This is a genomic window from Aequorivita marina, assembly GCF_031631895.2.
In the GTDB taxonomy this organism is placed as follows: domain Bacteria; phylum Bacteroidota; class Bacteroidia; order Flavobacteriales; family Flavobacteriaceae; genus Aequorivita; species Aequorivita marina.
In genome coordinates this window covers 162,664-175,592 of record NZ_JAVMBW020000002.1, presented here as the reverse complement: position 1 = coordinate 175,592, position 12,929 = coordinate 162,664, and the positions used below count along the sequence as shown (strand labels likewise).

At 38.1% G+C, this 12,929-nt stretch carries 9 protein-coding genes; 6 read left to right on the top strand and 3 right to left on the bottom strand.

All coding sequences use genetic code 11. The features are described from left to right. The first annotated feature begins 16 nt into the window (after positions 1 to 16). Positions 17 to 1,162, top strand: a complete 1,146-nt coding sequence (gene bshA / locus QPK98_RS04815; RefSeq protein ID WP_310991922.1) for an N-acetyl-alpha-D-glucosaminyl L-malate synthase BshA — start codon at positions 17 to 19, stop codon at positions 1,160 to 1,162. Between the two features lie 11 nt (positions 1,163 to 1,173). Here the strand turns inward: bshA and QPK98_RS04810 are convergent, their stop codons facing one another. Both QPK98_RS04810 and QPK98_RS04805 read right to left on the bottom strand, forming a co-directional pair. Next, a complete protein-coding gene (locus QPK98_RS04810; protein ID WP_310991921.1) occupies positions 1,174 to 2,622 on the bottom strand; it encodes a membrane dipeptidase in 1,449 nt (482 codons plus the stop codon). 138 nt (positions 2,623 to 2,760) lie between these two features. Continuing rightward, positions 2,761 to 3,261, bottom strand: coding sequence for a hypothetical protein (locus QPK98_RS04805; RefSeq protein WP_310991920.1), 501 nt, complete (start codon positions 3,259 to 3,261; stop codon positions 2,761 to 2,763). Positions 3,262 to 3,460: 199 nt separating this feature from the next. On the opposite strand from QPK98_RS04805, the gene QPK98_RS04800 reads away from it, so the two are divergent. Continuing rightward, the gene (locus QPK98_RS04800) at positions 3,461 to 6,385 is read left to right on the top strand and encodes an FAD-binding and (Fe-S)-binding domain-containing protein (RefSeq protein ID WP_310991918.1); all 2,925 of its coding nucleotides are present in this window, start codon (positions 3,461 to 3,463) and stop codon (positions 6,383 to 6,385) included. A gap of 19 nt (positions 6,386 to 6,404) precedes the next feature. Here the strand turns inward: QPK98_RS04800 and QPK98_RS04795 are convergent, their stop codons facing one another. Further along, positions 6,405 to 7,580, bottom strand: coding sequence for a dicarboxylate/amino acid:cation symporter (locus tag QPK98_RS04795; protein WP_310991917.1), 1,176 nt, complete (start codon positions 7,578 to 7,580; stop codon positions 6,405 to 6,407). A gap of 280 nt (positions 7,581 to 7,860) precedes the next feature. Between QPK98_RS04795 and QPK98_RS04790 the strand changes: the two genes are divergently transcribed. The 4 genes from QPK98_RS04790 to QPK98_RS04775 all read left to right on the top strand — a co-directional run bounded on the left by QPK98_RS04790 (position 7,861) and on the right by QPK98_RS04775 (position 12,878). After that, positions 7,861 to 9,204 (top strand): flavin-containing monooxygenase, encoded by a 1,344-nt coding sequence (locus QPK98_RS04790; RefSeq protein ID WP_310991916.1) that lies wholly within the window; start codon positions 7,861 to 7,863, stop codon positions 9,202 to 9,204. A 129-nt stretch (positions 9,205 to 9,333) separates the two neighbouring features. Then, positions 9,334 to 10,404 carry a chorismate synthase gene (gene aroC / locus QPK98_RS04785; protein WP_310991915.1) on the top strand — a complete coding sequence of 357 codons (1,071 nt, stop codon included), beginning with the start codon at positions 9,334 to 9,336 and terminating at the stop codon, positions 10,402 to 10,404. 42 nt (positions 10,405 to 10,446) lie between these two features. Beyond that, complete coding sequence (locus QPK98_RS04780) at positions 10,447 to 11,892, top strand: dicarboxylate/amino acid:cation symporter (RefSeq protein WP_310991914.1); 1,446 nt, start codon at positions 10,447 to 10,449, stop codon at positions 11,890 to 11,892. Between the two features lie 167 nt (positions 11,893 to 12,059). After that, positions 12,060 to 12,878, top strand: a complete 819-nt coding sequence (locus QPK98_RS04775; protein WP_310991913.1) for a phage tail-like protein — start codon at positions 12,060 to 12,062, stop codon at positions 12,876 to 12,878. Positions 12,879 to 12,929 lie beyond the last annotated feature (51 nt).

Sequence of the window (12,929 nt, the reverse complement as noted above, 5' to 3'; positions counted from 1 at the left end):
ACTTGAAACCAGTTAAATGAAAATAGCAATAGTATGTTATCCTACTTTTGGTGGGAGTGGAGTAGTAGCTACAGAGTTAGGTCTAGCACTAGCAGAACAAGGACATGAAATTCATTTTATAACCTATAAACAGCCCGTACGGCTGGAATTGCTTTCAAAAAACATACACTTCCATGAAGTTTCTGTTCCAGAATACCCGCTTTTTCACTTTCAACCCTATGAGCTCGCCTTATCCAGCAAACTGGTAGATATGGTAAAACTCCATAAAATTGAGCTCCTTCATGTACATTACGCCATTCCACATGCCTATGCGGGCTATATGGCGAAGAAAATGCTGGCGGAAGAAAACATCTGTATTCCCATGGTAACAACATTACACGGAACAGATATTACCTTAGTGGGAAACCATCCTTTTTACAAACCTGCAGTTACTTTTAGTATTAATAACAGCGATGTTGTTACCTCAGTTTCCAAAAGCTTAAAAGAAGATACTCTGCATCTTTTTGATATACAAAAAGAAATACACGTAGTTCCTAACTTTATTGATATTCCTAAAAAAATTAATCCGTTTACAGATTGTCAGCGTGACTTGATGGCCGAACCTCATGAGCGAATCATTACTCATGTTAGTAATCTTAGGCCTGTAAAACGCGTGACCGATGTAATTGAAATTTTTGATCGTGTTCAGAAAAAAATTCCTGCAAAATTAATAATAGTGGGAGAAGGGCCAGACCGAGAGGCTTGTGAGAACCTTTGTGCAGAAAAAGGAATTGAAGAAAAGGTACTATTTGTAGGAAACAGCAATGAAGTAGATAAAATTCTGTGCTTTACAGATCTTTTTATTCTTCCTTCAGAAAAAGAAAGCTTCGGGCTTGCAGCACTTGAAGCAATGGCTTGCGGAGTTCCAGTGGTTTCTAGTAACACAGGTGGCTTGCCAGAAGTGAACATTGAAGGCGTTAGTGGCTTTTTAAGCGATGTTGGCAATATCGAAGAGATGGCAGAAAATGCGATGAAAGTTTTAGCATCAGACGAGACTCTAGACAGGTTTAAAAAGCAAGCAATAGAATCTGCTATGGTTTTTGACACTAAAAAGGTTGTTCCTTTATATGAAAAACTATACGAAAAAGCCATTCGCAAAATGAATAAGCCCGTACAGTCTTAACTTGGAACGATTCAATAATTTTTCGTTATAAAGTTCATTGCATTTTGGCGCATAATGTTTGCTACAACTACTTCAGCTTCAATTCTATTGAAATTATTTAAATGCATTCTGTTTTTAGAAAGGTAAGTTTCGGCATGATTTAGCAATTCTTCACCTAGATCTTTCATGTTTTCGGCGGTCCAGAGGCCGTTTATGGGGTTAACAACGCCATCAAAGTCACTGCCTATGCTTTGAATTCCCCAACAATAAAGTCCCTCTTTGTCTAATACTTCAGCAATATGCGCTACTTGTCTCCACACTAATAAAGCCTTTTTTCTAAGCTGTTTTCGTTTGTTTGGAAAAAACACCTTGCTTTTGTTAATAGCCTTAGAGCTTCCTATACGGCGTTCGTCTAGCTGTATTCCAAATATGCCATTGCTACGTGCAATTAGAATTAATTCTTCGTCAAAAAGATTAATGTCAATATCGCGAAACCAATCCTGATGCGCAGGAAAATCGGTTTGGTCTTTTTCCTTACTGGAACGTTTTCCGTTACAACAAGCATGACTAGCGATAATCGGAATATTTTCAGAAGCATATTTATTAGCAAGTAGTGCATAATAAGTATTTCGAGCGGTGGTACTCATATGCTTTATATCGATGGGAATTCGTTTACCTTTGGTGTTGTCTAGTAATAAATCTATTATCTCATGGCCCAAATCGGTAACCCCCGTATTCAAGCCTCTGTTCTGATTTTTCTTTATCAGCCCTATTGAAATACTTCGGGCATGACCGCAGATTTCATTGTAAAAATGATGTGCCAGCGTAATAAAAATAGGGCGCTGCTCCCAGTTTTTAATGGTTTCGATATTCGCTAAAACCTCGGTACGGCTGGCCATATCTTTCTTCATATCAATACCGGTATTAAAACTATGTCCGCCCTCAATGCTCAACACCACGTTTATTATTTTTTTAGTGTCTGTCTCTTCAGTCATATTGTTTTCAATATCGCTATGGCTATCAACAAGTCTATAGGTATAAAAAACGCCGTCAATACGCACTACTTGATTGTGTAGCTGTTGATAATAGTTATATTCATCGGTCAAATCGGCAAAATAGTCTTTATTGCTTCTTACATAATCCATCCGCGATTGACTAATACTCGCGGCAAAATTTACTAAAACATCAGTAATTCCCTTAATACCGAGAATTTCTTTCCCAAAAAAATGTTTTTCAAAAGGATAAAGTGCCACAATCACAACCTTGGTGTCCGATTTGGCGAGTGCGGTAAGATCTGTTTGGGAAAATTTAGTTAGGGTTAAGAACCTATTTAAGAATTTTTCCAAGAAGTTTGGCGGACTATAATGCCAGATGGAATTCTTTCTATTGGGGTCTATATTATTCTTTTTAATTGGGGTGTACTTAAAGCTTTTACTGTATGGTTTTAAGGACGGATGGCAATGTATATCAACATAATTCATTTCGGCAGAGGAATATTTAGAATCTTATAAAATTCCGATATTTCTTCAAGCTTTAAAACAGGATTTTCCCTATTTCTTTAAAAGGAAAATGCCCCAGTTAAGGAGCATTTTCTATGGTAAAAAAGTTTTAGATGTATTCTAAAATTGGTAACGTGCAGAAATTCCAACATCAAAATTTACATCATCACGGTATCCTAAATTGAACTGTGGTCTAAAATCTAAGGAGAGCAACAGCGGAAAATCAAAACTGTATTCAACGCCAATATCTCCCGTTATAAAGGCAAAAACATCCGTTTCCTTGTCTCTTTTATAGGGTGGATAATCGTAATAATCATAGTCATAACTCACCAATCCTGCACCAGCACCGGGACCAGCATACCAGTTAAAACCTCCGTCTATATTCCAAACCCATTGATAGATTCCAGTTACTTTAACGGCATCCCAGTGACGTTTACTGTGCCAACCTAAACCTAGTTCTAACCTATTGTTATCGCCCAAGCCACGTTGATAGTTAACCTCTGGGCCAAAACCATCACTGTCTCCAAGTCTAAGACCAATTGCGTTTTTTGCGATTTCTTGTGAAGTTGCTTGCCAGCCAAAACCAGCGATAAGAAGCATGATTAAAATTGATTTTTTCATTTATTAATTTGTTTTAGTGGAAGAAGTATTTTAACTGATAATTCCTCCGATAGTTAATATTGATTATTTTAGTTTTTACATTTTTTACAAAGTGTAAAAATACTTGTATTACCCTATAATGAGCGTTAACAAGATGCCAATCCCTTTCTAGAATTTTACAAACTTTTGTTAATGAAGTTTTTTACATTTACAGTATTATATGAAAAAGCAGCTCGAAGATTTTAAACGTTTATTTAATGGTGAATTTTTTATAGATTCATTACATAAGTCGTTGTATGCCACAGATGCGTCGGTGTATAGAAAAACCCCACTTGCCGTGGCATATCCGTTAAACGATAGAGGCATAAAACAACTAATTTCTTTTGCCGAAGCAAACAATACTTCCCTAATACCCAGAACTGCCGGTACATCGCTGGCTGGTCAATGTGTAGGTGATGGTATTGTGGTGGATGTTTCAAAGCATTTTACCAAAATACTTTCCGTAGATACCGAAAAAAGAACAGTACGCGTTCAACCCGGGGTAATTCGTGACGAACTCAATGCATTCTTAAAACCTTACGGACTTTTCTTCGGCCCCAACACCTCTACCAGCAACCGTTGTATGATTGGTGGTATGGTGGGCAATAATAGCAGTGGCACAACCTCCATTCAATATGGGGTAACGCGAGACAAGGTGCTAAAGATGAAAACAATACTCTCAAATGGGGAAGAGGTTGATTTTGAATGCCTTTCAAAAGAAGCGTTTATTCAAAAAACACATTTAAATTCTTTGGAAGGAAGTATTTACAAAACTCTTCATAATGAATTAAACGCTAAAGAGACCCAAAAGGAAATTAGAAATGAATTTCCCAAACCGGAGATTCATCGTAGAAACACAGGCTATGCGGTAGATAGTTTGCTCAATACTGCTGTTTTTAGTGAATTTAATGAAGCTATCAACCTGTGTAATCTGCTCTGTGGAAGTGAGGGCACCTTGGCTTTTACTACTGAAATTACGTTACAGTTAGATCCGCTTCCGCCAAAATATACCGCAATGGTCGCTACGCATTACACCACGCTGGAAGCTTGCTTAAAAGATGTGGTTATAGCCATGCAACACAACCTGCATACCTGCGAAATGATGGACGATGTAATTCTAGATTGCACAAAAAACAGCAAAACCTATGAACCTTATCGTCAATTTGTAAAAGATAGCCCCAAAGCAATTCTATTACTAGAGCTTAAAAGTAATTCTGAAGAAGAGCTAGAAGTGCAAACAAATGCGTTATTAAAATCATTAAAAGCTTCTAATTACAGTTACCACAATCCAGTTTTAAGAGGGGAGGAAATTAATATGGCCATGGAACTCCGGAAAGCAGGCCTAGGCTTGCTAGGAAGCATGGTTGGCGATAAAAAGGCTGTGGCTTGCATTGAGGACACTGCAGTGGCCCTAGAAGATTTGTCGGCCTACATTAACGATTTTACCGACTTAATGAAAAAGTACGATCAACGCGCGGTTTATTATGCCCATGCTGGCGCTGGAGAGTTACATTTACGGCCAATATTAAACTTAAAGAAAGGAGAAGATGTTGCATATTTTCGAAAAATAACGACCGATGTTGCTGAACTTTGTAAGCAATATAAAGGTTCTTTTTCGGGAGAACACGGAGATGGCATTGTTCGTGCCGAGTTTATTCCCTTAATGATTGGCGAAAAAAACTACGCACTTTTGAAACGAATAAAAAGTGTTTTCGATCCACAAAATATCTTAAACCCAGGTAAAATTGTAGATGCCTTTAATATGGACGAATCGCTGCGTTACAAAGCAGATCGAACTGAACCGAAGGTGGAAACCATGATGGATTTCAGTGATTATAAAGGTATACTAAGGCTAGCCGAAAACTGTAACGGTAGTGGCGATTGCCGTAAAACAGCAGATGCTGCGGGTGCTATGTGCCCAAGTTATCACGCCACCAAAAATGAAAAAGATACAACAAGAGCACGCGCCAATGCCCTGCGTGAAGTTTTGACCAACAACCAAGCAGCCAATAAATTTAATTCAAAAGACTTAAAAGAGGTTTTTGATTTGTGCATTAGCTGTAAGGCATGTGCCAGCGAGTGTCCCAGCAATGTAGATATTAGCACGGCAAAAGCAGAGTTTCTATATCAATACAACAAGGAAAATGGGGTGTCTTTTTCAAATAAACTCTTTGCAAAAAGTACGAAACTAAATAAAATGGCCGCTAGATTTCCTAAGCTCTCCAATTGGTTTTTCACCAATCATTTTACTTCAAAAGTCGTAAAAAATATAGCTGGCGTTCACAGTAAACGGTCTATGCCACCTATTTCAACTAAAAGTTTCAGTAAAACATACAAAAACACTAATAATCAGTTGGTTAATAAGAGTGTTTCTAGTAAGCAAGTCTTGTTGTTTATCGATGAGTTTAGCAATTATTTAGATGCCGAAATAGCAGTAGATGCGTGCCAACTATTAACAAGTTTGGGCTATAATGTTAAGGTGGTAGATCATTTAGATAGCGGTCGTGCTTTACTGTCTAAAGGTTTTTTAGAAGAAGCAAAAAAGCAAGTAAATAAAAATATTGATTATTTAAGTGGTAGTGTTTCCGGGTCGGTTCCTTTAGTGGGAATTGAGCCTTCTGCTATTCTTTCCTTTCGCGATGAATATCTTAGGCTGGCAGATGATAAAGATATGGCAGAAGCAATTTCAAAGCAAACCTTTTTGATAGAGGAGTTTATCGCCAATGAAATTGAAGCAGGAAATATTTCCGAAGACCAATTTACTTCCGAAGAAAAGCAGATTAAAATCCACGTGCATTGCCATCAAAAGTCGTTGAGCAGCCAAAAAGTGACCTTTGATATTTTAAACCTTCCTAAGAACTTTAAACCCACTATTATTCCGTCTGGATGTTGCGGTATGGCGGGAAGCTTTGGCTATGAAAAAGAACATTACAAGGTAAGCATGAAAATAGGGGAGCTCAAGCTCTTTCCTGCTGTTAGAAAGTCTGCCGAAGCCATAACTATCGCAACAAATGGTACCAGTTGCCGCCACCAAATTTTAGACAGCACGGGAAGAGAAGCGCTACATCCGGTTACCATTCTTTATAATGCACTTTTAAAAAAATAAGAGGTTGAAAGCATATACTTTAGGCAACCAATTTTTCCTTCATTATTTTATTTACCACCAGCGAAATTGCTCCGTCTCCAGTAACATTACAAGCAGTGCCAAAACTATCCATTGCAATGTACAGCGCAATCATTAAGCCTATCATTTCTTCATTAAAACCTAACATAGACTGTAAGATGCCAACCGCAGCCATAATAGCACCTCCAGGAACCCCAGGGGCGGCGATCATTGCAATACCTAACACAAAAATAAAACCGGCAAAAAGGGTGAAACTGAATGGTAAACCTTGTAAAATCATCAAAGCCATTGCACAGGCCGTAATTTTCATGATGCTTCCAGACAAGTGAATGGTTGCACATAATGGGATAACGAAGCCAGCAATCTTTTCTGAAACTCCGTTTTTTAGGGTCTGCTCCAAGGTTACGGGAATAGTAGCCGCTGAAGACTGTGTTCCCAATGCCGTAAAATAGGCCGGCATCATTGTGACCAGCAATTTTATAGGATTCTTCTTTGTAAGGGCGCCAGCAATAGTGTACTGCAGCAGTAACAGTAGAATATGCAGCGCAAAAATGACTCCGATAATACTAATAAATACCGATAATACTGAAAATACTTGTCCGCTAAATGCCATACTAGCAAAAATTCCTAATATAAATAGTGGCAATAAGGGCACAATAACATTTTCTATTAACTGCATAATGATTATTTGAAAATCTTTTACAACCCGCTTTAAACTTGACTCTTCTTGGTATGAGAGCCCTAAACCAATTACAAAAGCAAGAACCAAAGCCGTCATAACATCTAATACCGGTGGTATATTTATACTAAAATATGGGCTTAATTCTGGACCGGATTCTGCAATTTGAGCCGCTGCGTTAACATGCGATTCTAAAAGTTGAGGGAAGATATTTGATGCGGTTAAATATGTCATAAACCCAGAAAATAGGGTAGATCCATAAGCAATAGCGGCTGTAAGCAATAATAGTTTTCCGGCACCTTTTCCTAGATCTGAAATTGCGGGCATTATTAAGCCCATAATAATTAGCGGAATAGCAAAATTCAAAAACTGACCAAAAAAGGCATTAAAGGTTGTGAATATTCTGTTGACGGATTCCGGTGCATACAAACCGAGAACAATTCCTAAGACTATGGCTAAAAAAACCTTAAACAGTAAGTTTGAAAATATATGCTTCATAGTAAATACTTGTTTATAAATGAATTGTTTTTTTGTTTTAGGTTTTATTTAAGCTTGCTAATATACTGCCATTGTAAGTAAGAATCGTCAAATTAAGATGTAATATTAGTGGTATTAGAATTCAAATTCTTCATTAAAAAACAATTAAAATAGTAATATTTGTATCCTGTGGTATGGTATAAAAACCAACCCGAATTCTATTGCTTTTATTATCAAGGCAATAGAAAAATGGAGGCGGTAAATTAAAGTATTTAATCTAACTAAATAGCATAGTAGAATTATGGAAAGTGAAATTTTAGACGAGTATCATCTAATAATTGGAGCGGGACCTGTTGGCCTCTCCGTGGCAAAATCGTTTAAGGAAGCTAACATTCCATACCATCAAGTTGAAGCTGATGATGACGTAGGCGGAAATTGGTATCACGGCACCTACAAATCTGCACATATTCTTTCTGCTAGAAAGGTGATGGAATATCCCGACTTTAAGATGCCGAAGGATTACCCAGATTTCCCCAGCAGCGCGCAAATGCTGGCTTACTACAGAAGTTATGCCTCACATTATAACCTTTCCGAATCTATACAGTTCAATACCAAGGTGGTTTTTGTAAACCCTATAAAAGATAATTTATGGGAAGTGACTTTTGCTAATAACACCACCAAAATTTACAAAGCAGTAGTGGTTTGCAATGGTCATCATTGGAGCAAAAACTATCCACAATACGACGGGGAATTCACTGGAGATACATTTCACTCTAAAGAATACAAATCGCCAGAACAATTAAAAGATAAAAGGGTGCTGGTAATTGGCGCAGGTAACTCTGCTTTTGATATCGCTTCGGAATCGGCCAGAATCAGTTCTAAAAACTTCTTAAGTGTTAGACGCGGTATTTGGATTTTTCCAAAAACTTTTATGGGAAAACCTTTGGCATCGTTGAGCGTACCCCCTATACCTGACTGGTTGCGGGAGCGATTAATAAAAATAATGCTTAAACTTACTATTGGCAGCCATAAAGAATACGGCTTGCCAAAACCAGAGTCCAAGGTTTTTGATCGGCATCCAACTGTCAATACGGAAACCTTAATGCACGTTAAGCACGGGAGAACTATAATTAAAGGTGCCGTAAAAAAGCTATTAGAGTCGCAAGTTGAATTTGAAGACGGCAGTATTGAAGATATTGATACCATAGTTTATGCCACTGGTTTTAAGACGGACTTTCCTTTTCTGCCAAAAGCGCTTTGTCGCGTAGAAAAAGCTCACGTTAAGGTGTATGGCTATAGTATGTACGATACCTATAAAGGACTTTATTTAGTAGGGTGGATGCAACCAAGAGGTGGGGTAGGGTCATTAATTTCGCCCTATGCAAATTTATTAGCAGGTTTTGTAAAGCTTCAAGATAAGATAGAAACTCCGGTGGGAATGGTGCTAAAAGAAATGGGAGAACCTTTGCCTACAAGTCATTTATTTGGTGGTGCACAAGTGATTAAATGGATTGCCAAGACAGAAAAGAATTTAAGTAAAATTGAACAAAAAGGACGTAAACTGGATAAAGCCAACAATGGCTTTACAAACAAACCCTTGGAGCACGCTTCTGAAGCAATCTCTAAGGATATGCAGGTTTATTAAAAAATAACTCCATGTTTAATCAGTAATCAGTATTCAGTAGTTGTTGAATTTTAGTGAGCATTCGTTTTATTTTTTGAATCATTTTTGAATTATTGCGCCCGAAAGTTTACATTTGTTGAAAACCACGCTATGGCAGGCAATTCCTTCGGAACAATCTTTAAACTTACCACCTTTGGGGAGTCTCATGGTCCAGCAATTGGCGGGGTCATAGATGGCTGTCCTTCAGGGATTACATTAGATCTTGAAGCAATAGCTTCTGAAATGAAACGCAGAAAACCTGGGCAATCTGCTATAGTTACCCAACGAAAAGAGGCCGATGAAGTAAAGTTTCTTTCAGGGATATTTGAAGGTAAAACTACGGGAACCCCAATTGGTTTTACTATTGAAAATACCAACCATAAAAGTAAGGACTACAGTCATATAAAAGACATCTATCGTCCTTCACATGCCGATTTTACCTACGACAAAAAATATGGTTTTCGTGATTATCGCGGTGGTGGCAGGTCTTCTGCTCGCGAAACAGCTTGCCGTGTAGTTGCAGGAGCCATTGCCAAACAGGTTATTTCAGCAATAAAGATTAATGCTTTTGTTTCTTCCGTAGGTTCTATTTTTATAGATAAACCTTATCAAGAACTCGACTTTTCTAAAACAGAAAGTAACGTTGTGCGTTGTCCTGATGCCGTTTCAGCATCTAAAATGGAACAGCTAATTAAGGATACCCGTAAAAACGGCGATACAGTTGGCGGTACGGTTACTTGTGTTATCCAAAATGTGCCCATAGGTTTGGGTGAGCCTGTATTTGATAAATTACATGCAGATTTAGGGAAAGCAATGCTTTCTATAAACGCTGTAAAAGGCTTTGAATACGGTAGCGGCTTTTGTGGCGCTAAAATGAAGGGAAGCGATCATAATGACATTTTTAATGAAGACGGCAGTACCAAAACCAATTTGAGCGGCGGAATTCAAGGTGGGATTAGTAACGGAATGGATATTTATTTTCGGGTTGCCTTTAAGCCTGTTGCAACTATTATGCAAAAGCAAAACACCATAGATAGTAATGGCAGTAAAGCTATAGCCGAGGGTAAAGGACGCCATGACCCATGTGTTGTACCACGCGCCGTTCCCATTGTAGAGGCAATGGCAGCTCTGGTTCTGGCCGATTTCTGGTTGTTGAATAAAGTTGCAAATGCACAACGCTAACATGGTATAGAATAAACATTATAAAATTTATAAGGTCTAAATATGAAAAAACTCGCACTACACTGGAAAATCATTATTGGTTTATTATTAGGAATTGTTTGGGCGCTACTTTCCAGCAAGTTAGGGTGGAGTGAGTTTACCATTGATTGGATAGCACCTTTTGGAACCATTTTTATCAATCTATTAAAATTGATTGCAGTACCCTTAGTATTGGTATCAATTATAAGTGGTGTGGCCAATATTGGCGATCCTTCCAGCTTGGGACGAATGGGGGGGAAGACCTTATTTGCTTATTTAATGACCACCCTATTTGCAGTAAGTATGGGGTTGGTACTGGTGAATACAATAAAACCAGGAAAATTGATTGATGAACAAAGCAGAATAGATAATAGAATAAGTTATGAAGTATGGGCCGCTTCAGAAGGTCGTGAAATTAAGGATGGCATAAATTATCTTGATGATCCCGCCTTTATGGATCGTGCACAAAAAATAACAGACCTTTCAAAAAATGACCTGCAAGACGCCACTGTATCGGAGAAAATGGAAACCGCCAAAAAGACAAAGGAAACTACGCCCTTGCAGCCCTTGGTAGACATTGTACCCGAAAACTTTTTCTTTTCTCTGAGTGACAACGGTCTCATGCTTCAGATCATCTTCTTTGGAATATTTTTTGGTATCTGCCTCTTGCTGATACCCAATGAAAAATCAGAGCCTGTACGCGCATTTATGGATAGCGCTATGGAGGTTTTTCTGAAAATGGTTGACTTGGTTATGCAAGCCGCGCCATTCTTCGTATTTGCGCTATTAGCCGGCGTAGTAAGTAAAATGGCCGGAAACGATATTGGTAAGGTATATGAAATTTTTAAAGGATTAAGCTGGTACTCGCTTACCGTATTTACCGGTTTAATGCTTATGATTTTTATTATCTACCCATTGTTTATGAAGCTTATTGTAAGAAAAGTGCCTTATAGAGGCTTTTTTAAGGCAATGGCTCCAGCCCAAACCTTAGCCTTTTCAACTTCTAGTAGTGCGGCAACCTTACCGGTAACAATGGAGTGTGTAGAAGAAAACCTAGGTGTAGATAAAAAAATAACTAGTTTTGTTTTGCCAATAGGCGCAACGGTCAATATGGATGGAACTTGTCTATATCAAGCCGTAGCAGTCGTTTTTCTTGCACAATTACACATGATTGATCTAAGTATTGGGCAGCAATTAACCATTGTGCTAACAGCTACTTTGGCATCAATTGGTTCGGCAGCTGTACCCAGTGCAGGTCTGGTAATGTTAATTATTGTGTTGGAATCTGTAGGCCTAAATCCGGCTTGGATTGCCATTATTTTTCCAGTGGATAGAATTTTAGACATGTTCCGTACCGTAGTAAACGTTACTGGAGACGCTACCGTTTGCTCTGTAATTGCAGACGGAGAGAATATGATGGACTACAATCCGAAAGAAAACCCATCAGCTACTTTCAATATGGATTCTTAAAACCAACTGACTATCAGTGCATTAAATTGCTTTAAGTTGCTTGAAAACTTAAGTTTTTCTTGGTTTACATCGTTTAAATCACTATTTTAGTAACCTACTCCCTGGGAAATAGACCCTTTCTATTCTTTTTGAACCGTCGCCTTCTTGGCGCAGTAAATGAGATTGTTATGGGAAATCACTTTGTATTCTTCGCAATGGCATTGATGCTAACAATGTCTTATGGCCAAGTAGGAATTGGCACCACTACACCTTCGCCCGCTGCTATGCTTGAGGTGAGCAGCACTTCTGATGAAGGAACCACATATAAAGGACTTATGCCTCCTCGGGTGCCAACTATTATTGAGAGAAATGCCATTAATCCATCAGAAATGGACGCTGGTTTGCTCGTTTTTGTAGAAAGCTTAAGATGTTTACAAATCTGGAATGGCGCTAGTTGGGACGATGTTACGTGTACTTCATCTCCTATTCCAATTTTAGCAAGTTGGGATTTTGATGGAAATGATGGTGATGAAGTTAATGTAAGTGCAGATGTTGCATTAAATATTGACAGCGGATTGGTTTCTAGAGGCATTGGAATTAATCCAGCAATAAATGCAAATCGATTTAATGCGAACAATTTTAACGAACCCGACTTCGCAGCCGCATTTGCTAACCATGATTACTTCGAATTTACAATAATACCATCAACAGGCTACCCAATAACAATAACAGAGGTATTTTTTTATTATGAGCGTTCAGCAACCGGTCCAAGGTTAGGTGTATTAAGAAGTGATATTGACAATTTTACCACGAACCTTGCTACGTTTACAGATTTAGCCATGAGTGATTCTAAAACTATTGATCTTTCAAGTCCTGAATTTACAAATCTAACTTCCACGATAATTTTTAGACTTTATCTTTATGGAAATGTCGGGAGTCTTCCTGTTGCTTCTGGTGGATTTGAAGGGCCTGGTAATGATTTGGAAATAAGAGGTACCATAGATTAAAATCAAGCTTTAAAAAGGATGTTTTTTCAATTGAAAATTAAATTAAAGTCC